The organism is Aestuariivirga sp. (assembly GCF_047602625.1).
Taxonomy (GTDB): Bacteria; Pseudomonadota; Alphaproteobacteria; order Rhizobiales; family Aestuariivirgaceae; genus Aestuariivirga.
In genome coordinates, this window is record NZ_JASGGV010000001.1 from 113,936 (window position 1) to 135,386 (window position 21,451).

Sequence of the window (21,451 nt, forward strand, 5' to 3'; positions counted from 1 at the left end):
GTCTGTGCAAAGTGATCTGGAGATCAGGGAAGAGGTGCGCGCGGCGCTGGCCGGCGGCCAGCCCGTGGTGGCGCTCGAATCAACCATCATCGCGCATGGCATGCCCTATCCGCAGAACGTCGAAACGGCGCGGAGGGTTGAGGCCATCGTGCGGGAAGGCGGCGCGGTTCCCGCCACCATCGCCATTCTCGGCGGCAAGCTGAAGGTTGGGCTTTCAGACTCCGAGCTTGATCAATTCGGCGAGAATGGCCAGGCCATCCGCAAGGTCTCGACGCGCGATCTGCCTTATGTGGTGGCGAGGCGTGAGCATGGCGCGACGACGGTGGCCTCCACCATGCGCATCGCCGCCATGGCGGGCATCGCCACCTTCGCCACCGGCGGCATCGGTGGCGTGCATCGCGGGGCGGAGCGGAGCTTCGACATTTCCGCCGACATGACGGAGTTCGCGGAATCGAATGTCGCCGTGGTGACAGCGGGCGCCAAAGCCATTCTCGATCTGGCGCTCACGCTCGAGACGTTGGAAACGCTGGGCGTGCCAGTGATCGGCTTCGGCACTGATGAACTGCCCGCCTTTTACTCGCGCCACAGCGGCCATGCCGTGCCGCTCCGCTGCGACAGCGCGGATCAGGTGGCCGCCGTCATGCGCGCCAAATGGCGGATGGGCCTCAAGGGCGGCGTGGTGGTGGCCAATCCCATTCCGGCTGAAGCGGAAATTCCCGCGCAGGAAATTTCCCCGGTGATCGAGGTGGCGGTGCGCAAGGCCGCGCAGCAGAACATTCAGGGCAAGAACATCACGCCATTCCTGCTGGCCGAAATCGCCAGTGTCACGGAGGGCCGTTCGCTCGCCGCCAATATCGCGCTCGTTGAAAACAACGCGCGCCTTGCCGCCGCCATCGCTTCAGCTTTTGCAAAGGATCGCCCATGACCATGGAGCGGCGCGGCCGCCGTGCACCGCCATCGCAGAAGCCGCTGGCGCAGCTTCCTTTCCAGCAGCCGCGCCTCACGCTGGAGCCGTCGCGCATTCTCTCGGATGACCAGATCGAGACGATCCACCGCCAGTCGCTCCGCGTGCTGCAGGAGATCGGCATGGATGTGCTCTACCCGGAAGCGCGCGAAATTCTTGCCCGCGCAGGGGCGCGCGTCGATGGCGAGCGGGTGCGGATCGGTGTTGAGATCGTGGAGCAGGCGCTCGTTACCGCACCTTCGGAGTTCACCTTTCACGCCCGCAACCCCGCGCATCATCTCAGGATCGGCGGCAACTGGATCACCTTCGCGCCAGTGGGAGGTCCCCCTAACTGTTCCGACCTCGACCGCGGCCGCAGGCCCGGCACGCTGGAAGACAACGGCAATTTCGTGAAGCTCTGCCAGGTCTTCAACTGCATCCACACGGCGGGCGGCGGCTCCGTCGATGCGCTCGACGTCCACGCATCGATCCGCCATCTGCACATCACCCGCAACAAGGTTGTGTTCTCGGACAAGGTGCCATTTGTCGTCTCGACAGGGCGGGCGCGGCTGTTCGACAGCCTGGAGATCGTGCGCATGGCGCGCGGCATTTCGTGGGAGCGGATGAAGGCTGAACCTTCCGCCTATACGGTCATCAACACCAATTCGCCCTTCAAGCTCGATGGCCCGATGGCCTTGGGCATCATCGAAATGGCGAGGCTCAATCAGATCTGCGTGGTCACGCCCTTCACGCTGGCGGGCGCCATGGCCCCCGTCACGCTGGCGGGCGCGCTGGTGGAGCAGAATGCCGAGGCTTTGGCCGGCCTCGCGCTTTCACAGCTGTCACAGCCCGGCGCGCCCTTTGTCTATGGCGGTTTCACCTCCAATGTGGATATGAAATCGGGGGCGCCCGCCTTCGGCACGCCGGAATATATGAAAGCCTGCATCATCGGCGGCCAGCTCGCCCGGCGCTACAAACTTCCCTATCGCACCTCCAGCACCAATGCGGCCAACAGCGTGGATGCGCAGGCGGCTTATGAAACCGTCTTCTCGCTGTGGGGCGCCATCATGGGAGGCGGCAACATGATTCAGCACGCGGCGGGCTGGATGGAAGGCGGCCTGGTGGCGTCCTACGAGAAATTCGCGCTTGACGCCGATCTCTTGCAGATGCTGGAGGAATTTCTCCGTCCACTGATCGTTGACGATGACACCATGGCCATGGACGCGATGCTGGAGGTTGGCCCCGGCGGGCATTTCTTCGGCGCGCAGCATACGCTCCAGCGGTATGCCACCGCCTTCTACCAGCCGCTCATTTCTGACTGGCGGAATTTTCAGGCCTGGCAGGCAGCGGGTTCGCCGCAGGCGCAGCACAAGGCCAATGCCATATGGAAGCAGGCGCTCGCCGAACACACCAACCCGCCGCTCGATCCGGAAATCCTCGCGGAGATCGATGCGTTCATCGTCAAGAGAACGGCGGAAGGCGGGGAGCCGACGGACTTCTAAGGCCGCGAATAAACCAGTTTCAACTTAGGCGCGCTGGTTGAAAGGCCCGCCGTGGCGATGTCGAAGGAAAGGCGCAACGCCTGTTTCTGTTCGTCGCGCGGCAAGCCGGAGAGCAGAGACTCGAGCGCATTCTCAAGCGCATTGGCAAAGGGCGCGAAACCGTTTTGTTTCGCCTGTTCGGCGACAATGGAGGCAAGGCAATAAACGCTGACACCACCCTTGGCCGGTTCGGCCAGATCATGCTCTTTTGTATTCACGTCGCCCGCCTTTCCGATAGAGCAATCGCATGCGCCGCGCGAAGCTATCCTGAAACTTAGTTTCGGCGGAGAGAGGCAAAGCTTCAATATGGAAGAAGTGCCATAGACGTTGACTTAGCGTGATGTGACTCGGCGGCAATTCTATTTGGTTGCCAGATAGGCGCTATATCCGAGATAATAATTGACCATCGCGTCACCATAGCGCTTTTCATTCGCGTCGGATTTCGCGGCGTCAATCTTGCCGCGCGCAAAATCACGGAACGAGGCATGGCGGTCAGCTTCCGCACCGCGGCGGGCCGCTTCCAGCATGCGGCGGAATGACTCGCGTTGCGCCGCCGTGGGCTTGCCCGCCAGAATGTTTCGCAGCGAAACGCCATAGAGCGGATTGACGCCGGGTCCGATCTCCGCCTTTGCGTCATAATCCACCGCCACGACACATTGGCCGGCGGGCGGCGTGACACTGGCGCAGACCGCGGTACAGGATGTTTCAGTGGAACTGCCACAGCAGTTGCACAAGCCCGCAGCACCTGCTGTTCCCGCCATCCAGATTATTGCGCCCGTCAGGGCCATCAACCGCGCCGTCATGTTCAAGCTCCGTTCTGCGCCGGAAGGGGACTCTAGCGTTTGCGGCCCGCCGCGCAAGCCCCCGGCTTTTCTTGACGATCCGGCCTCTTTGCGGTGAATGAGCGGGCATGACCGACATCCGCTTTTACCATCTGGAACGGCAGAGCCTCGATGACGTTCTGCCCAAAATGCTGCAGACCAGCCTGGAGCGCGGCTGGCGCTGCGTCGTGCAGGCGGGAAGCGAGGAGCGCGTCGAGCATCTCGCCGCCCACCTGTGGACTTTTTCGGATGAGTCTTTCCTGCCGCATGGCAGCAAGGCGGATGGGTCCGCCGTATTACAGCCAATCTGGCTCACAACGGATGCGGGAAATCCCAATGGCGCTTCGGTGCGCTTTCTCGTCGATGGCGCGCGTGCGGAGTCAGTAGAAGGGCTTGAACGTGCCGTATTTATTTTTGACGGCAATGACGAAGCCGTAGTGAAGCAAGCGCGCGAGGACTGGAGGCGCTTCAAGGCGGGGCAGCACGAAATCAGCTACTGGCAGCAGGATGAGGGTGGCCGCTGGATCAACCGCGCCACCGCTTAAGCCGTGGTGTCGTAAATCTCCAGCCAGAGGTCTTCGAGCTCCTCCAGCTCCTTGGTGAACTTCGTCCGGAGCCGTGCGAAGTCCGCCGCCTTCTTCGGCTCCTGCGCGTAGATCGTCGCATCGCCCAGCGCGCGGTCGAGCACCTCGATCTTTTCCTTCAGCTTCAGGATGCTGTTGTCGATGTCCTGAATCTTCTTCTTGATCTCGGAGACCGGCACCTTGCGCTTCGGCTGGTCCTTCGGCGGCTGCGGGTCGCGGGCTTTTGGCGTGCGGCCGAGAACCAGATCGGTGTAATCGTCCATGTCGCCGTCATAGGGCTTCACCGTGCCGTCATGCACCAGCCACAGCCGGTCCACGCAGGTCTCGATGATGTGGCGTTCATGGCTGATGAGGATGACCGCGCCCTCATAATCGTTGATGGCGTGGATCAGCGCCTCGCGGCTGTCGACGTCGAGATGGTTGGTCGGTTCGTCCATGACAAGCACATGCGGCGCATGGAAGGTGGCGAGCGCGAACAGCAGCCGCGCCTTCTCGCCGCCTGACAGCGTGCCGCATCTCGAATCGGCCAGTGCCGCGCCAAAGCCATAGGCGCCGAGACGCGCGCGCCGTTGCGCCTGCGTGGCGTCGGGCATCAGCGAGGCGAAATATTCATAAGGCGTGCGGTTCTCGTCCACCTCATCAAGCTGGTGCTGCGCGAAATAGCCAACGGTGAGGCGCGGCGGCGCGTGCTTTTCGCCCGACATGGGCTTCAGCTTGTCGCAGATCAGCTTGGCGAAGGTGGATTTGCCATTGCCGTTGGAGCCCAGAAGCGCAATGCGGTCATCCGGGTCCATGCGCAGCGTGATGCCGCGCAGCACGGGTTTTCCTTCCGTATAACCCACCGCCACCTTGTCGAAGCGCATGGCCGGCGGGGCCACCGGCTTCTCGGGGTTCGGAAACAGGAAGGGCGCCACGCGGTCTTCCACCATGTCGGCGATGGGCTGCAGCTTGGAGAGCGCCTTGAGACGGCTTTGCGCCTGGCGTGCTTTTGAAGCCTTGTAACGGAAGCGTTCGACAAAGGCCTCCATATGGGCGCGCTGGTCGTCCTGCTTCTTCTTCATCTTGGCGTTGAGCGCCTGCTTCTCGCGCCGCTGCCGTTCAAAATTGTCGTAGTTGCCGGCATAAACCGTGAGCGTGCCGCGCTCGAGATGCAGGATGCCTTCCACCGCATCGTTGAGAAGGTCGCGGTCATGACTCACCATCAGAACCGTGTGCGGATAATCGCGGATATAGGTCTTGAGCCAGATCGTGCCTTCAAGGTCGAGATAGTTTGTGGGCTCGTCGAGCAGCAAGAGATCGGGCGCGCCGAACAGGGCGGCGGCCAGCGCCACGCGCATCCGCCAGCCGCCGGAAAGCGCCGAGCAGGGGCCAAGCTGTTGCGCCTCGCTGAAGCCCAGCCCCGCCAGAATCCGTGCCGCACGGGAGGGTGCCGTGTGCGAGCCAATGTCGGTGAGCCTCGTCTGGATTTCAGCGATGCGATGCGGGTCGGTGGCCGTCTCCGCTTCATGGAGAAGGTTCGCGCGCTCGGCATCTCCAGCCATCACGGTGTCGAGCAGGCTTTCCGGCCCGCCCGGCGCTTCCTGCGCCACGGTGCCGATGCGGGCGCCACGCGGCATGCCGACGCTTCCCGCCTCCGGACTCAACTCACCCAGAATGAGTTTGAGCAGGGTGGATTTGCCCGCGCCGTTCCTTCCGACGAGGCCGATCTTGTGGCCTTCCGGCAGGGCGGCGGTGGCATTTTCCAGAAGCAGGCGGCCGCCAATCCGGTAAGTGAGACCCGAAATATGTAACATCCGCAGCCATGTAGCGTGGATTTGCCGCAATGCAAACTAATCTGCATGGGATCGCCCGGCCCCCGTTGACATCGTTCATTTTGCACCGCACAAATTGAGGGAATGTGAGGTGCGTACCACAAGGGGGCGGCATGAATATGCACAAGGCCATCGCGCCGGTCGAGAACGTCTATCTCGACGAAATCACCATGATGCTGCGCGAGCACCTTAGGCAGGTGATCCGTGTGCGCGACCCCCGCGTGCTGTCGGTGATCGACGATCCCGGCCAGGCCGCCGCCATGGCGCCCGAGCTGATCGAACATGCGCTGCAGGTCATCGGCATCTGGCTGCAGCTCCTGAACATCGCCGAGGAAAATGCGGCGATGCGGACCAGGCGGCAGCTTGAGGCGCAGAGCGGGCCGGATCAGGTGGTGGGTTCCTTCTCGAATGCCTTCTCGGTGATCGCGGCGGCCAATGTCGATCCTGATGTCGTCCAGCGCACGCTCGATACGATCGACGTGCAGCCCACCATCACCGCGCATCCCACCGAGGCCAAGCGCGTGACGGTTTTGGAGATCCACCGCCGCATCTATCTGAAGCTCTATGAGCTCGAAAGCCCGCGTTGGACGCAGCGCGAGCGGCAGGCGCTGGGCAAGGCCTTGCGCAATGAGATCGACCTCCTGTGGATGACCGGCGAAATCCGCTTCGAGAAGCCCACCGTCGAGCAGGAAATCCAGTGGGGCCTGCACTTCTTCCGCGAGACGCTGTTCGACCGCACCTCGACGCTCTGCGAACTGATGGAGGCGGCGCTGCAGCGCCACTATCCCGAATTGCCGCTGCGCGTGCGGCCACCGCTCAAATTCGCGTCATGGATCGGCGGCGACCGTGATGGCAACCCGTTTGTCAACGTCGGCGTCACCCGCGCGGCGCTGGCCGAAAACCGCCGCGCCATTGCCGACCGGCTGGAGCGCCGCCTTATCGACCTGGCGCAGCTTGTTTCGATCAGCGCCCAGGAAGTGAATGTGCCGGAAGCCTTCCGGCAGCGCCTCGCGGCTCAGCTTAAAGCGAGCGGACAGGGTGAGCACCTTGCGCAGCGCAACCGCGAAGAGCCGTTCCGCCAGTTCTTCTCCGCCCTGCATCTCCGCCTTCTGGCCACGCTGGGAAAGCCCTCCACCGCCACGCCCTTCCGCAATGCGGAGGAACTGGCGGGCGAGATCAAGGCGGCGGAGCAGGCGCTAGCGGAAATGAAATCCGTGTCGCTTGCCGCCACGCTGGTGCGTCCGGTGCGCTGGGAGGTGGAAATCTTCGGCCTGCGCAGCGTCAGCCTCGACATCCGCCAGAACACCACGGTGGTGAACCGCGTGCTGGCGGAACTGTGGCGCAAGATGAATCCGCTGAACGCCGATGGCCCGCCCGATCCTGCCAGCCCGGCGTGGCTGTCCTGGCTCACTGCCGAACTCGACAAGCCGCTGGGCTTCCTGCCGAAGTTCCGGGGCGTTTCGGATGAGGCGGCGGAACTGCTGGCGCTCTTGGAACTCATCCGCGACACACTGGATGGCCCCGATCCGCAAGCCATCGGCTGCTTCATCCTGTCGATGACGCAGAACGCCGCCGATGTTCTCGGCCTCTATCTTCTGTCCAAATATTGCGGGCTGTTCGGCGATGAAAACAGCCGCGAATATTCGCGCCTGCGCATCGTGCCCCTGTTTGAAACCATCGACGACCTGCGCCGCGCGCCCGCGGTTCTCACCGATCTTCTGGCCATGCCGGTGGTGAAGGGCTCGATCCGCATGCAGGGCGGGCACCAGGAACTGATGCTCGGCTATTCCGATTCCAACAAGGATGGCGGCTTCTTCTGCGCCAGCTTTGAACTCTTTGAAGCGCAGCGCCGGCTGATGAGCATTGGCCGCGATGCGGGCGTCGGCATCAGCTTCTTCCATGGCCGCGGCGGCTCGGTCAGCCGGGGCGGCGCGCCCACCGGACGCGCCATTGCCGCCCAGCCTGCAGGCACCATCGCGGGCCGCATGCGGGTGACGGAACAGGGCGAGGTCGTTTCCTCCAAATTCGCCAACCGGGGCACGGCGCTTTATAATCTAGAAGTGCTTGCCTCCAGCGTCTTCGTGCATTCGCTGAAATCGCTGGATGAGCCGGAGCTGAAGGTGATCGGCGAGCATCAGGCGGCGGTGGAGGCGATTGCCGGAAGCTCCTTCAAGCATTACCGCAAGCTTGCTGAAGACCCGGCGCTGATGTCCTATTTCCAGTTTGCCTCGCCGGTTGAGGAACTGGCCAATCTCAAGCTCGGTTCGCGTCCCGCCCGCCGCTTTGGCGCCAAGGGCATCAGCGATTTGCGCGCCATCCCGTGGGTCTTCGCGTGGAGCCAGAACCGCCATCTCCTCACCGGCTGGTTCGGGCTTGGCTATGCCTTCGATGATTTCCTTGTGCCGCGCGGCGGTGAAGGCCTGAAGCTTCTGCGCGACATGTACAAGCGTTCGCGCGGTTTCCGCTTGGCTGTCGATGAGGTGGAGAAGTCGCTCTATCTCGCTGACATGCGAGTTGCCGAGCAATATGCGAGCCTGGTGCCGGATCGCAATGACGGCGAGCGGCTGTTCGCGCTGATCCGCCATGAACATGCGCGCACCTCGCGCGCCATTCTGGAACTCACCGGCGAGAAGACCCTGTGCGAACGCTTCGAGGGCCTGCGCCGCCGCTTCGAGCGGGTGCGGCCGATGGTCGATCAGGCCAACCGCTGGCAGGTGCAGCTTTTGCGCCAGAGCCGCACGTCACCCGGCAGCGACACCATGATGCCGCTGCTCATGACGATGAATTGCGTGGCGCAAGGGCTGGGCTGGACGGGCTGATACTTGCGGGCCGCAACGCGTGGTCCACCGCGCCGCGCTCGTCGAACACCACGCAGTCGCCGCGCCACAGGCTTTGTGAGGCGGGCACGCGCGCAAGGTAGTTCAGGATGCCGCCGTCGAGATGATAGACGCGCGTGAAGCCTTGAGCGAGCAGATAGCTCGTCGCCTTTTCACAGCGGATGCCGCCGGTGCAGAACATGGCGATGGGCTGATCTTTCTTTTCCCCCAGACGGCGCGCTACGAAATCCGGAAACTGGCCGAAACGCTCCGTGTGCGGATTGATCGCGCCTTCAAAGCTGCCTTGTGCCACCTCAAAATCATTGCGGGTGTCGATCACCGTCACAGCGAGGTCGCTGATCAGCGCGTTCCACTCCTCGGGCGCGACATAGGTTCCCACGCGCTGAAGCGGATCAACACCGGGAACGCCCAGCGTCACGATCTCCTTCTTGAGCCGCACCTTCATGCGCTTGAATGGCATTTCCTCCGCGAATGACGATTTCGATGCGAGGCCAGCCATTCCCGGCAGGGCTAAGAGGGCAGAGAGGACATCGGCCACGCCGGACGGCGGCCCCGCGATGGTGCCGTTGATCCCTTCCGCCGCCAGAAGAATGGTGCCGCGCACCTGGGCCTTGTCCGCCGCAGCCCTGAGCGGCGCGCGGTATTCCGCAAAGTCAGGCAATGCTGAGAATTTGTAAAAGGCGGCGATTTCGACGGGCGGCATGGCGCTCCATAGCGGATCGCCATGCTGCGGCATAGCAGGCCTTGCGGCATAGCTTCGTTTGGGCTTCAATCTGGAAAAACCACAGGGAGAAACAGGAATGAACATATCCAAACGCGCGCTCATGGCAGGCTTGGCGCTGATGCTCATGGCGGGAGCGGCCTCCGCCGCCGACATGATCGGCAATTGTGCCGTGACGGGCAAGAAAGGCTCGATCCCTATCGCCAATCCGGCCAAGCCGGGGCAGCTCACCGTGGAAGTGTCGCTGCCCGCGCCCATTTGGTGGAACGGCGACACGCCCGATACCATCAAGGACGGCATGGAATATTGCATCGCCGCCGAAATCGCCTGGCGGGCGGGCTATGACAAGCTCGAGGTGGTGAACGTTGGCTGGGATCCGCTGATCGCCGGCCAGACTCATGACTTTGATCTCGCCATGTCGGAAATCTCGATCACCGACGAGCGCAAGAAGGTGCATGATTTCTCGATCCCCTATTTCTCCTCCGACATCGGCGTGCTGACCCGCACCGATGCGCCGGTTGACGAAAAGACCGTCAAGACGGCCAAGGTCGGCGTGCAACAGTCCACCACCGGCGCCGCCTTCGCCATGGACAAGCTCGGCATCGCCGATGCGCAGGTCTATACCGACCAGGGCGACATGTTCGCGGCACTCCGCTCGGGCCAAATCGACGCCGCCATCACCGATACGTCGATCGTGCTGGCTGAGGTGGTCGCCAATCCCGGCAAGGTCGAGGTTGTCGGCCAGTACAAGACCGGCGAAAGCTATGGCGCCATCTATCAGAAGGGCAATGCCAACAATCCCACCATCGACAAGATTTTCCAGTCGATGATCGATGACGGCACCATGAAGGCGCTGGCCGCCAAATATCTCGCCGCCGCCTGGGGCAAGGATCCGGCCACCGTTCCCTATTTCAACCCGTAAAGGTTCAGCCCCCGTGTCCAGCAAAAGGCACGGGGGCCATTTGCTTTGAACACCCCGCCGCTTCCCGTTCATCCCAAATCCGCAATGCGTCTCGCCATCGCGGCGCTGGTGTTTGCGGCGTTGTGCGTGCTGGCCGCCATCGGCACGACGAACCTGATGCGCCATGCCATTCAGGATCTCGGCGTCTATGGAGCAGGATGGGAAATTGTCTTCGTGGCGATGATCGTGGCGGTGGCCGCATTGTTCTGGCCGGCACTCCGCTCGTTCCGTCTGGCGCGGCAGGCGGCAGGGGCCATCACGCGCAACGATATCGTCGAAGCCCGCATCGATACGGCATCGGCCCGTGATTTCGGCTGGATCACCATTGGCTGGGGCGTCTTCGCGCTTCTGGTACTGGGCTTCATCTGCTTCCTGCTGATGAATGATGCGGCGGTGGGCCACACCTTCTTCCTGCTGCCGCTGATGCAGGAGAAGTGGTGGCTGGTCACCCGGCAGTTTCTCATCAACAACATCCTGCTGTTTGTCGTCGCAGAAATTCTGGTGCTGATCTGGGGCCTGATCGTAGCACTGGCCCGCCTCATGCCGGGGCCCGCGGGCCAGCCCGTGCGGGCGCTGGCGACGCTTTATTGCGATGTCTTCCGCGGCCTCCCCGCCATCGTGACGCTTTATCTCGTCGGCTTTGGCATTCCGACCTCGGGCATTCCCGACATGATCGTGCCGCACATCTATGGCCTGTTCGTCGACACCTCGCACATGACGGTGGGCGAATTGCGTTCGGCCACCCGCATTCCCGTCACCTGGTGGTGCGCTTTGGCGCTGACGCTCACCTATGGCGCCTATGTGGCGGAGGTCTACCGCTCCGGCATCGAGAGCATTCACTGGAGCCAGATTTCCGCCGCCCGTTCGCTGGGCCTCAGCTACATGCAAACCATGCGCTATGTGGTGATCCCGCAGGCGGTGCGCCGCATCGTGGCGCCGCTTCTCAATGACTTCATCGGCCTTCAGAAGGACACGGCGCTGGTGCAGGTGGTTGGCGTCGTCGATGCCTTCAACCAGTCGAAGATCATCGCCTCCAACGCCTTCAACCTCTCCGCCGTGACCATCGTGGCGATCCTCTTTGTACTGATCACCATTCCGCAGGCGCGTTTCGTGGACCGCATGGTGGAGCGCGACAATGCCCGCATGCGGGCAGGGGGCTGAGACATGGCCTTCCTTGAAATCCGCGACGTGCGCAAAGAGTTCGGGCCGATCCAGGTGCTGCGCGGCATCAACATGAATGTCGACGAGCATCAGGTCGTTTGCCTCATCGGGCCTTCGGGCTGTGGCAAGTCCACGCTGCTCCGCTGCATCAACGGGCTTGAGAAAATCCAGGGCGGCGAGATCAGGCTGGAGAACGACCGCGTCTCCGGCCCCGGGGTCGACGTCAACAAGCTGCGCCGCGAAGTCGGCATTGTCTTCCAGAGCTACAATCTCTTCCCGCACATGAGCGTGATCGAGAATGTCACGCTTGCGCCGTCCAAGGTTTTGGGCATCGGTAAAGCAGAAGCCGAGTCGAAGGCCATGGCGCTGTTGAAGCGCATCGGCCTCGAGGCCAAGGCGAATGAATATCCCGACAGGCTTTCCGGCGGGCAGCAGCAGCGCGTCGCCATCGTGCGCGCCCTCGCCATGGAGCCCAAGGTGATGCTGCTCGATGAAATCACCTCGGCGCTTGATCCCGAACTGGTGTCGGAAGTGTTGAACATCGTGCGCGATCTCGCCAAGCAGGGGATGACCATGCTGCTCGCCACGCATGAAATGGGTTTCGCGCGCGAGGTCGCCTCCAAAGTGTGCTTCCTGCATGAAGGCGTGGTGCATGAGGAAGGCCCGCCGGAGCAGATTTTCGGCGATCCGCGCGAAGAGCGCACGCGCGCCTTCCTCAAGCGCATCATCGAGGCAGGCCGTCTTTAACGCCTTGTTTTCGTTCATCCGGCGTTCAGTCTTGTGAACGCCCTGCCACGCCAGAACCTTACTTTGGCCATGCTGCGCGCATACGCCTTGGAGGTGAGAGCGGCGGACTCGAATCCGCCGTGCTGGAGTGGAGCAATGATGAAAACACGCCTCGCCGTCAGCCTGTTCGCGCTGGCCGTTTTTCTCGTCCCTGCCGTGACACAGCAGGCAGGAGCCACCGAACCCGCCGCGATGGTGGTGGCGCAGGCGGCGGAAGTGCCGCCGGAAATCGCCAGTTTCATTCAGGGCCGCAAGGGCCCCAAGCAGTTGTCGGATGCCGAGTTGCAGGACCGCATTGCCAAGGCGCAGCAATATCTGGCCACGCCCGATCTGCCGCCCAAGACCAAGAATGTCCTCAACAACATGCTCGCTAATGCGCAGAAAGAGCTGGCATCGCGCCAGCAGGGTGGCGGCCAGCAGCAGCCCAAGCAGCAGCAGACACAGCAGGCGCAGCCTGACCAGCAGGACGGCACGCAGCAGCCCGCCAAGAAAGCCATGCCCATCGGCACGCAGGTGCCCGATGATGTGGCGGCTTACATCAAGGATTCCCGCGCACCCCAGGACATGAGCGCCGCCGAACTGGCCCAGCAGATGAAGACCGGCCGCGGCTTCATGCAGGACAAATCCCTGCCGCCGCAGACGCGCCAGCAGGTGGCGAAGAAACTCCAGGCGGCGCGCGCCGAATTGCAATCGCGCCAGCAGGGCCAGGGGCAGGGCACAACGCAGCAGCCCGGCACCACGCAGCAGGGCAATGGGGCGGCGCAGGGTGGCGGGCAGCAGCCCCCCGCAGGCGCGCCGGCTTCGGGTGACGCCACCGCCTATCTGCAGGACAATCGCGCCCCCGCGTCACTCGACCAGGCTGATCTGGCACAGCAGATGAAACTGGGGCGGACTCTGCTTCAGAGCAATTCCCTGCCGCAGGAAACGCGCAAGCGCGTGGCACAGCGGCAGAAGGCCCTGCGCGCTGAATTCCTCGCCCGCCAGCAGGGCAAGACTCCTGGCGCAGGCAATGGAGAGACGGCAGGCGGCGGCAACGGCCAGTCTCCGGGCCAGCCGCCCATGCCGCCGGGCAAGGCCGATCCCGCCTCCGAGGCCAAGGCGCAGGTGATCCTCAATGCCAATGTGCAGCCGCAGGCGATGCCGCTGCCGCAACTGCGCCAGCGCCTTGCCGGCATGCGCACGCTGCTGCAATCCAATACGCTGTCGCCCCAGACCGACAAGGCGCTGCGCATGAAGCTGCAGGCCGAGCGCGAGATCCTGCGCAGCCGCGTGGCCATGCAGCCGAGCAACGGCGCGCCGCCTCCGGGCCAGCCGCCCAAGCCGCCCGGCAAGAACAACACGGTCAACATCCAGATCATCCTGAACGATACGCGGCCGCCCAATGCGCTCAAGGATTACGAGTTGCAGCAGCGGATCGACGCCTATCGCGATGCCGTCGCCGATGCCCGCTACGATGCCGCCCAGCGCGCCCGCTGGCAGCAGCAGATGGCGGCGGACCGGCAGTTCATGCGCATGCGCATGCTTGATGAGCGGCGCCAGCGCCAGGCCGCGCTCCACAACGGCAACATCAACATTCATCTCGGCATGAATTTCCAGCCCGGCGGCCCACCGCCGCCGCCCGATGTGTTTGCCGCCGAAGTGGATGGCAACGAGCTTGAGCAGGTGCTGATCGCGCCGCCGCGCCGTCCCATCGACCGCCGCTACACCATCCAGGAGGTGGAGCAGAATCCGCAGCTCCGCGATGTGATGCCGTCGGTTGACATCGACACCATCCATTTCGGCTTCGGCGAGGCCTTCGTCCGCGAGGAAGAGGTGGAGAAGCTCGACCAGATCGCCGAGGTGATGGAGAAAATACTCGCCGCCCATCCGCGCGAGGTGTTCCTGATCGAAGGCTATACCGACGCCGTGGGATCGCCCGAGGCCAATCTCGACCTGTCGCGGCGGCGCGCCGAGGCGGTGAAGCAGGCGCTCACCACTTTCTATGTCATCCCGCCGCAGAACTTGCAGACGGTGGGCTATGGCGAGCAGTATCTGAAAATCCCGACGCCCGACCCGGAAGCGGAAAACCGCCGCGTCTCGATCGAGCGCGCCACGCCGCTGGTGGGCGAACTGCCCCAGTAACAGCGCCACACTTGCACGATTGACGGGCCGCCGGTATATGGCGGCCCGACTGTTTTCCGCCATTGCATGAGGATTTCCATGGCCATCGAACGCACCTTCTCGATCATCAAGCCGGACGCGACGCGGCGCAATCTCACCGGCGCCATCAATGCCAAGATCGAGGGCGCGGGCCTTCGCATCATCGCCCAGAAGCGCGTGAAGTGGGGCACCGCCGAGGCCGGCGCGTTCTATGCCGTGCATAAAGAACGCCCCTTCTACAATGACCTCGTGAGCTTCATGATGTCGGGCCCCATCGTGGTCCAGGTTCTGGAGGGCGAGAACGCGGTCGCCAAGTACCGCGAGATCATGGGCGCCACCAACCCGGCCAATGCGGCGCCGGGCACCATCCGCAAGGAGTTCGCGGAATCGATCGAGGCCAATTCGGTTCATGGCTCCGACTCGCCCGAGAACGCCAAGATCGAGATCAACCAGGTGTTCAAGCCGGCGGAGATCGTCGGCTGATGAACCGGATCGTGCCCGCAACGGTGTCGGTGGCGGCCTATATCGCCTTCATCGTGCTGGTGAACTGGCTGTTCGTGCCCGAGAACCTGATCGAGGGCGTGACGCAGTGGGACACCCACACATGGATGGGCACGCTCTATCTCGCCAATGTGATCGTCGGCTTCGTCTTCGTGCTGCGCGATTATGCGCAGCGCGAGATCGGCCACAAAGTTCTGCTGGCCACGGCTTTCGCGGCCATTCCTGTCTATCTTTTCGCGGGGCCGGGACTGGCGGTGGCGAGCCTCACGGCCTTCGCGCTCTCCGAGATGGTGGACTGGGCCGTCTATTCCTTCACGAAGCGCCCGCTGCAGAATCGCATCCTGCTGTCGGCGCTGTTCTCGGTTCCCGTCGATACGCTGGCCTTCCAGCATCTCGCCGGTTACCTCACGCCCGCGGCTTTCGTCACCGAAGTGCTGTCGAAGGCGCTGGGCGTGTTCGTGCTGTGGATGATGCTGAAGATGCGCACCGGCAATGCGGAAGCCGTGCACGGCTAGCGATGGCGGTGAGCGCTGAATATTCCGCCTTCCTGCAGGAACAGATGGTGGAGTTCGGCCCGGTGCACATCAAGCGCATGTTCTCGGGCGTGGGAATTTTCCGAGACGGGCTGATGTTCGCGCTGGTGGCGCAGGACATTCTCTATTTCAAGACCGATGAGCCGGGCTGCGCGGCCTTTGAAGCCGAAGGCCTGAAGCCTTTCACCTATCAGACCAAATCAGGCCCGCGCACCATCATGGGCTATTGGCGCGCACCCGAACGCTGCCTCGATGATCCTTCTGACATGGCGGAGTGGTGCCGCAAGGCGTTTGCCGTGGCGCTCGGCAAGGCGAAGGCGAAAACGAATCGGCGCAGCAGGCGCGCGTAACAGTTTCAATTCCAATCGCAATGCTGTTGCCGCATGCGCGCATGTGACTTCTGCTGTGGACGGATGCAATTGACGCTTGCGTCAAGCTGTTGGGGGAATACAGTTCCCGCATGCAGCAGTGGTTGCCCGCAAGAGAGATTCGCGCGCTGCGTGGCCGGACGGGCCTCCGTGACGGCCGCATCGACACGCTGCGCGGCATCGCCTGCATCCTCATCGTGGCGTTCCATGTCATCGGCGCGGATTCTTCGAGCGGCCTGCATGTGGCGGATAATTCGCTGTGGCGGCAGATCGCCGTCATCGTCACGCCGCTGCGCCTGCCGATGTTCGCCTGCCTGTCGGGCTTCCTGTTTCATTATGAGGTGTCGGGCTGGCAGGCGGGAGGCCGCGAGGCGCTGCGCAAGCTGATACGGCTTGGCATTCCGCTGGTGATGGTCTCGACGCTGTTCTACACGGCCGCCTGCCACACGCCCTCGCGGTTCTGCACCGGCTCGCCGCTGTCGAACCTCGTCCTTCCCTACGCGCATTTCTGGTATCTGCAGGCCTCGCTGATCATCTTCGCGGTGGTGATCGGCGTTTTCGCGGCCGCCAATGCGGCGGTCATCGATCCGAAGCGCACGGCCGCCGTCCTGTTCGCAGCGTCGATCGGCGGCGCGATGATCCTGACGTCGATCGAGCCCAATGTGTTCAGCGTCGACGGCGCCATCCTGCTGCTGCCCTTCTTCATGACAGGCGTTGTGTTTCACGCCTTCGGCATACTCGACCTGTGCGACAGCCATCCCGTGGCGCGCTATTCCTGCGGCGGCGTGCTGGCGGCGGCGCTGGTCGTCATCATGGCGGTGCGCTGGAACATGCCGCTGGAGCGCATCCTCGGGCCGGAATTGTTCCGTGTCCTGATCTTCATCGGCTGCTCGCTGGTGTCTTGCGTGGCCATGCTGCTGCTGCGCCAGAACGTGGCGTGGCTGGCGTGGATCGGCGGCTATTCCTATGCGATCTACCTGTTTCATCCCTTCTTCACCGGCGGATCGCGCATGACGCTGCACTGGCTGTTTGGCGCCGTGCCGGACGGCTTGCGCTTTCCGATCGGCCTCGCCGCCGGGCTGGCGCTGCCCATCCTGCTGCACCGCGCCGTGGTGAAGCACCGCATCCCGGCGCTGCTGCTGCTGGGCATCAACCGCCCGCCCGAGCGGCGCGCCGCCTTCTCCGCGCGGGCTTTTCCGGCGGAGTGACCGGCGCGCCCTGCTTCGCCTTCTTCTCTTCGGCCTCCAGCTCCCGGCAGCGCTTCTGCATCTCCTTGTAGACCCGGGCGAGATTTTCTTCGCCTTCCTCCTTGGTGACGGGAGGCAGGCCCTCGGTCTCCTTGCGGATCATGCGGATGAGCCGCATGTGGAAGCGGTAGCGCCAGGCCTCGCGCTCTTCATAGAGCCTGCGGCAGGGATCATCCTCGCCGGGAAAGCGGCAGCGGCCGCTGCGGCGGCACCCGGCCAGGGGGCAGCGCGGCAACGGCGGCTCGCGTTCGATGAAGAGGTGATTCAGCATCGGGGCGGGCTCCTTTGATGAAAGGGCGGAGGGGAATGCCGGAGCCGGGGCTCACGCAATCCGGGAGAAATGGGGAAATCGCGGGGCGCTTGCGCCCGGCTTTGCGGCGCGGGGGTGACCTTTGGCATGCAGCGCTTCGGCTCTGCTCGCCTGGAGCTGCCTAACGGCCTTGCGGCGCGGGGCTCATAGTGGCCCCGGGGCTGCACGATAAGGCCCGGGACCGGTGCTGCGTTACGGCACCGGGCGCGGGACCCGCGGGCTGTTTCGCGATACCGGGACGCTGTCGACATCGTCCCCTCCTTTGGAACAGCCTGAGAGGGATGTGGTCACAGAACAGGAATAAAGTCACAAAAAAATTGAACTGCAAAACTTTAAACTCCCAAAATAGATTTGCCGATCATCTGTTCTGTGTACAAATTGGGATATGAACCGGAACCACACCCTCTCTAAAAGCAATACTGTAGAAAAAGGCAACGCGCTGCGCGACGAGGTGGCCGAATTGTTTAGAGCCGCTGGATGTCAAGTCGAAGTTGAAACTTTGATAGGGCACAAAAAAGTTGATGTAGTAGTGCAAACGAATTTTTTGGGAAACCAAAAGAAAATTCTCATTGAATGTAAAAACTATAAGAATTCCATTAGATCCGCTGAAGTAACGCAAATATATAATGAGTATTTCCCATTACTGACTTTATGTGGAGGAAATGAGATAAAAATTATATCCTCTACCGATTGCAGTGCAGCGGCCAAAAATTATATCAAGACCAACCCAACTCTAAGCTTTATTACAATAGATAGCCTTCGAAATTCAATTATTGATTTTTCAAAATACATTGAGTTTAGAATTAGTGAATATACAGCCAGTGACGTATCAGAAAACTATGTCGATGTGAAGGATGAGAACGATGAAAATCTCATGTCATCGATAATTAAATGGATTGAAGACGGCAACTCTGCATCGCCAATGGCCGTTCTGGCGGGGTACGGCAAAGGAAAGACTTCCCTAGCCACAAAATTAGCATATGAGTTATCTGTGAAATTTAAAATAAATGGCAACTCGCGGATTCCGATTTATGTTCCTCTCGCTGAGATTGCTGGCGAGCAGAGTATAGAGGGGCTTCTGGGAAGGGCTTTTGTTACGAATGGAATAGTGTCGGGTTATAACTATTTCCTGTTTTCTCGACTCAATGAAGCAGGCAGATTCGTTGTAATATGCGACGGATTTGACGAAATGAAGCACGCCATCACCTGGGAGCAGTTTTGCTACAATTTTTCGCAGATAAATCGATTGGTGTGTGGGCGCTCTAAGGTCATAGTCTTAGGGAGACCGAACGCTCTTCTATCTGAAGATGAAAGTGCATGGGTATTTAAGGGTGTAAGAAAAGTCGGAAATCATGAAATACGCATAGACGGCGCACCTAAGTATATTCAAAAAGTTATTGGAGATTTATCAGAAGATGTGGCTTTTAGACTTGTAAGAAACTATGCCAATTTTTTTGCGAAAAAAGAGAAGTTGATTACAGAATCTGAATTGGAGAAAAGAATAGAGCTCCTAAGGGTTCACGGTATTGATGATCTTTCAAAAAGACCGGTGCATGCGAGAATGGTTGGTCTTCTTGTGGCCGATAGAAATATTGAGATTAAGAAATTTTCGCAACATGACTTGTATCACACGGTAATTACTCAAACCATAGAAAGAGAAGTCATATCGAAAAGGGTAAGGGGAAACTTTACAATAGATCAACGCCGACAGTTCTCTAGGAGGCTGGCGTGGTTCATGTGGCGAGTCATTAAGACCACCAACATCGAGGCTGCAAAAATCCCAGAAAGTATATTTCAGGGGATAGTGCCTCATGATTCGCAAAATCTGGAAGGGGAGAAGCGCGACCTGATTCAGGCATGCTTTTTGGAAAGCAAAGGGTCGGTTCTGTTTTTCCCTCATAAATCATTTTTGGAATTTTTAGTGGCTGAGTACATGATAGAAACCGAATTGTCAGGAGCGGAATTGGAATTTGCTGGAGCTAACGCCAACAGCGAGGTTCTAAGTTTTATTGAGCAAAATCCTAAAAAAAGTGGCATAGTGAGATGGGATAGGCAATTCTCAAATTTTCGGGGAAGGCTATCTGTTAGTCTGTTGAAGACGCTTGCTTCTTAGAATGATAGAAAAGCGTGTGGCGGATGAAAGGCGCGAAGTCCTCTTAGGGATGTCGCCATGGGTAGTCTTGCTTGATTGTTTGAGCGTGGAACCCAGAGACTATGGGGAGTCTTTTGTAACGCAATATATCGGCACTTTGGTTGCGATATTCGAAGGTGCTTTAGATAGAGACACCAGAGTGTCAATTATTTTGGCATTCACGTTATTGACTGGAAAGTGGAATGAAGCCGCATCCCGTACGCTGGCGGCAACTACGATAGACGTGCTCGTCAGGCGAGCAAATATTTATAAGGTTATGGGCTCACTCAATGCTAGCCTTGAAGAGACTCATTTCTCAGTTCATTTTGTCGAAGATTGGGAAACGAAAGTTCTTGTGGAAGCGCTTAGGTTTGTGAAAAAGAATGGGGTAATTTTTGTTAGAGTAGATATTCGTCATATCCAAGAGTTGATGATTTCCAAACTTGGTGCGGGGCACGAAATACCGAATCTTGACTTGGAAAAAGTTACTCCGGCGGTCGAGCTGAGTCTTGAGAGAGTTGTTGGCCTGTTTGTTCAGGAGACTTCTGAGTTGCCCGCAAAGTTTGGAGAATACCTTCGGAAGATAGGGGGGGCCTCCCTCACCCCGCCTTCACCGGCCTCATGAGGAACGCCGGCATGTTGTCGCCGTGGAAGCGGCTGTGGTCGGGGGCGGCGTCGTCGTCGTGGTGACGGGAGGGGCGGCGGTCCTGCCGCTCGGGGCGGGGGCCGCGCGCTTCGGGCTTTGGCGTGTGCTGGGGCTTGGCGGCGCGGGGCTGTTGTGCCGGGGCCGGGGCTTCCGCCTCCGCACGCGGGGCGCGGGGTTCGCGCTTCTCATGGCTGCGGTCACGGCCGCCACGTTCGCGGCGGCCACGGCCTGGGCGTTCCTCGCGCTCCGGGCCTGATTTCGAATCCGCAGGCACCTCGCCCAGCTCGAAGAAGGGCACATCCTTCTTGATCAGCGTTTCGATGGCCTTCCAGTATTTGCCCTCTTCCTTCGTCAGCATGGTGAAGGCGTGGCCCTCACGCCCCGCGCGGCCGGTGCGGCCGATGCGGTGGACGTAATCTTCCGCATGCGTCGGCACGTCGAAATTGAAGACGTGGCTGACCTCGGGGATATCCAGCCCGCGCGCCGCCACATCGGAGGCGATCAGATATGTGATCTCATTGGCGCGGAAGGCGGCCAGCGTCTTGAGGCGGGCCGACTGGTCCATGTCGCCATGCAGCGCCCCGGCATTGAAGCCATGGGCTTTCAGCGATTTTTCGAGAAGCGCCACGGTGGTCTTGCGGTTGGCGAAGACGATGGCGTTCTTCACATTGTCCTGGGTGCGGAGAAGGGCGCGCAGCGCCTCGCGCTTCTGCTTGGCCTCATGCGGCACGCTGACCAGCTTCTGCTCGATGGTCTCGGCCGTGGAGGAGGGGCGCGTGGCCTCGATCCGCTCGGGGTTATGCAGGAACTGCGTGGTGAGGCGCTGGATTTCCGGCGGCATGGTGGCGGAGAAGAACAGCGTCTGCCGCGTGAAGGGGAGGAGCTTGCAGATCCGCTCGATGTCGGGGATGAAGCCCATGTCGAGCATGCGGTCGGCCTCGTCGATCACCAGCATCTCGATGCCGGTGAGGAGCAGGCGTCCGCGCTCGAACATATCGAGCAGGCGGCCCGGCGTGGCGATGACGACATCGGCCCCGCGGTCGATCTTGGCGGCCTGCGGATCGAACGCCACGCCGCCGATCAGCAGCGCCACGTTGAGATTGTGCAGCTTGCCCAGCGTTTCGAAGGCTTCCTGCACCTGGGCGGCGAGTTCGCGCGTCGGCTCGAGGATGAGCGTGCGCGGCATGCGGGCGCGGGCACGGCCCTTTTCGAGCAGCGTCAACATGGGCAGCACGAAGGCGGCTGTCTTGCCGGAGCCTGTCTGGGCGAGGCCCATCACATCCTTGCGCTGCAGCGCGTGGGGAATGGCCTGCGCCTGGATGGCGGTGGGGGTGGTATATCCCGCGGCGGTGACCGCCTCGAGGACCTTGGGGCTCAAACCGAGCTCGGAGAAATTCATTGAGTAACTGG

At 61.3% G+C, this 21,451-nt stretch carries 19 protein-coding genes and 1 pseudogene; 14 read left to right on the top strand and 6 right to left on the bottom strand.

From position 1 onward, the window contains the following. The first annotated feature begins 4 nt into the window (after nucleotides 1-4). Together QM694_RS00580 and QM694_RS00585 are read left to right on the top strand one after the other, a co-directional pair. On the top strand, nucleotides 5-925 hold the full coding sequence (locus QM694_RS00580) for a pseudouridine-5'-phosphate glycosidase (protein WP_415005746.1): 921 nt from the start codon (nucleotides 5-7) through the stop codon (nucleotides 923-925). Then, nucleotides 922-2,445, top strand: a complete 1,524-nt coding sequence (locus QM694_RS00585) for a trimethylamine methyltransferase family protein (RefSeq protein WP_415005015.1) — start codon at nucleotides 922-924, stop codon at nucleotides 2,443-2,445. The genes QM694_RS00580 and QM694_RS00585 overlap by 4 nt, the downstream gene beginning before the upstream one ends. Here the strand turns inward: QM694_RS00585 and QM694_RS00590 are convergent. Together QM694_RS00590 and QM694_RS00595 are read right to left on the bottom strand one after the other, a co-directional pair. Then, nucleotides 2,442-2,702 carry a hypothetical protein gene (locus QM694_RS00590; protein ID WP_415005016.1) on the bottom strand — a complete coding sequence of 87 codons (261 nt, stop codon included), beginning with the start codon at nucleotides 2,700-2,702 and terminating at the stop codon, nucleotides 2,442-2,444. The genes QM694_RS00585 and QM694_RS00590 overlap by 4 nt on opposite strands. 141 nt (nucleotides 2,703-2,843) lie before the next feature. After that, nucleotides 2,844-3,287, bottom strand: coding sequence for a hypothetical protein (locus tag QM694_RS00595; protein WP_415005017.1), 444 nt, complete (start codon nucleotides 3,285-3,287; stop codon nucleotides 2,844-2,846). 107 nt (nucleotides 3,288-3,394) lie between these two features. On the opposite strand from QM694_RS00595, the gene QM694_RS00600 reads away from it, so the two are divergent. After that, nucleotides 3,395-3,850: a DNA polymerase III subunit chi gene (locus QM694_RS00600; RefSeq protein ID WP_415005018.1), complete on the top strand. Its 456-nt coding sequence runs from the start codon at nucleotides 3,395-3,397 to the stop codon at nucleotides 3,848-3,850. Here QM694_RS00600 and QM694_RS00605 read toward each other — a convergent pair. Further along, nucleotides 3,847-5,682, bottom strand: coding sequence for an ABC-F family ATP-binding cassette domain-containing protein (locus tag QM694_RS00605; protein WP_415005019.1), 1,836 nt, complete (start codon nucleotides 5,680-5,682; stop codon nucleotides 3,847-3,849). The genes QM694_RS00600 and QM694_RS00605 overlap by 4 nt on opposite strands. 131 nt (nucleotides 5,683-5,813) lie before the next feature. On the opposite strand from QM694_RS00605, the gene QM694_RS00610 reads away from it, so the two are divergent. Continuing rightward, a complete protein-coding gene (locus tag QM694_RS00610) occupies nucleotides 5,814-8,519 on the top strand; it encodes a phosphoenolpyruvate carboxylase (protein ID WP_415005020.1) in 2,706 nt (901 codons plus the stop codon). Here QM694_RS00610 and QM694_RS00615 read toward each other — a convergent pair. Next, nucleotides 8,473-9,309: a rhodanese-related sulfurtransferase gene (locus QM694_RS00615; RefSeq protein ID WP_415005021.1), complete on the bottom strand. Its 837-nt coding sequence runs from the start codon at nucleotides 9,307-9,309 to the stop codon at nucleotides 8,473-8,475. The two genes, QM694_RS00610 and QM694_RS00615, sit on opposite strands and share 47 nt — an antisense overlap. A gap of 28 nt (nucleotides 9,310-9,337) precedes the next feature. Between QM694_RS00615 and QM694_RS00620 the strand changes: the two genes are divergently transcribed. From QM694_RS00620 to QM694_RS00655, 8 genes and pseudogenes are all read left to right on the top strand, one after another. After that, nucleotides 9,338-10,180, top strand: coding sequence for an ABC transporter substrate-binding protein (locus QM694_RS00620; RefSeq protein ID WP_415005022.1), 843 nt, complete (start codon nucleotides 9,338-9,340; stop codon nucleotides 10,178-10,180). Nucleotides 10,181-10,264: 84 nt separating this feature from the next. Beyond that, nucleotides 10,265-11,380 (top strand): amino acid ABC transporter permease, encoded by a 1,116-nt coding sequence (locus QM694_RS00625; protein ID WP_415005023.1) that lies wholly within the window; start codon nucleotides 10,265-10,267, stop codon nucleotides 11,378-11,380. 3 nt (nucleotides 11,381-11,383) lie between these two features. Beyond that, entirely contained in the window at nucleotides 11,384-12,127 is a 744-nt protein-coding gene (locus QM694_RS00630; protein ID WP_415005024.1) for an amino acid ABC transporter ATP-binding protein, read from the top strand. A 135-nt stretch (nucleotides 12,128-12,262) separates the two neighbouring features. Beyond that, nucleotides 12,263-14,287 carry an OmpA family protein gene (locus QM694_RS00635; RefSeq protein ID WP_415005025.1) on the top strand — a complete coding sequence of 675 codons (2,025 nt, stop codon included), beginning with the start codon at nucleotides 12,263-12,265 and terminating at the stop codon, nucleotides 14,285-14,287. 78 nt (nucleotides 14,288-14,365) lie between these two features. After that, complete coding sequence (gene ndk, locus QM694_RS00640) at nucleotides 14,366-14,788, top strand: nucleoside-diphosphate kinase (protein ID WP_415005026.1); 423 nt, start codon at nucleotides 14,366-14,368, stop codon at nucleotides 14,786-14,788. A gap of 125 nt (nucleotides 14,789-14,913) precedes the next feature. After that, nucleotides 14,914-15,237, top strand: a pseudogene (locus QM694_RS00645) (VUT family protein); the annotation flags it as partial. 92 nt (nucleotides 15,238-15,329) lie between these two features. Continuing rightward, nucleotides 15,330-15,689, top strand: coding sequence for a TfoX/Sxy family protein (locus QM694_RS00650; RefSeq protein WP_415005027.1), 360 nt, complete (start codon nucleotides 15,330-15,332; stop codon nucleotides 15,687-15,689). A 110-nt stretch (nucleotides 15,690-15,799) separates the two neighbouring features. Then, nucleotides 15,800-16,915, top strand: coding sequence for an acyltransferase family protein (locus tag QM694_RS00655; protein ID WP_415005028.1), 1,116 nt, complete (start codon nucleotides 15,800-15,802; stop codon nucleotides 16,913-16,915). Here QM694_RS00655 and QM694_RS00660 read toward each other — a convergent pair. Beyond that, nucleotides 16,857-17,225 carry a hypothetical protein gene (locus tag QM694_RS00660; protein WP_415005029.1) on the bottom strand — a complete coding sequence of 123 codons (369 nt, stop codon included), beginning with the start codon at nucleotides 17,223-17,225 and terminating at the stop codon, nucleotides 16,857-16,859. The genes QM694_RS00655 and QM694_RS00660 overlap by 59 nt on opposite strands. A gap of 424 nt (nucleotides 17,226-17,649) precedes the next feature. Between QM694_RS00660 and QM694_RS00665 the strand changes: the two genes are divergently transcribed. Continuing rightward, a complete protein-coding gene (locus QM694_RS00665; RefSeq protein WP_415005030.1) occupies nucleotides 17,650-19,377 on the top strand; it encodes a restriction endonuclease in 1,728 nt (575 codons plus the stop codon). A 1-nt stretch (nucleotide 19,378) separates the two neighbouring features. Then, complete coding sequence (locus QM694_RS00670; RefSeq protein WP_415005031.1) at nucleotides 19,379-20,020, top strand: hypothetical protein; 642 nt, start codon at nucleotides 19,379-19,381, stop codon at nucleotides 20,018-20,020. On the opposite strand, the gene QM694_RS00675 is transcribed toward QM694_RS00670, so the two are convergent. After that, nucleotides 19,995-21,440 (bottom strand): DEAD/DEAH box helicase, encoded by a 1,446-nt coding sequence (locus QM694_RS00675; protein ID WP_415005032.1) that lies wholly within the window; start codon nucleotides 21,438-21,440, stop codon nucleotides 19,995-19,997. The two genes, QM694_RS00670 and QM694_RS00675, sit on opposite strands and share 26 nt — an antisense overlap. Nucleotides 21,441-21,451: the final 11 nt, after the last annotated feature.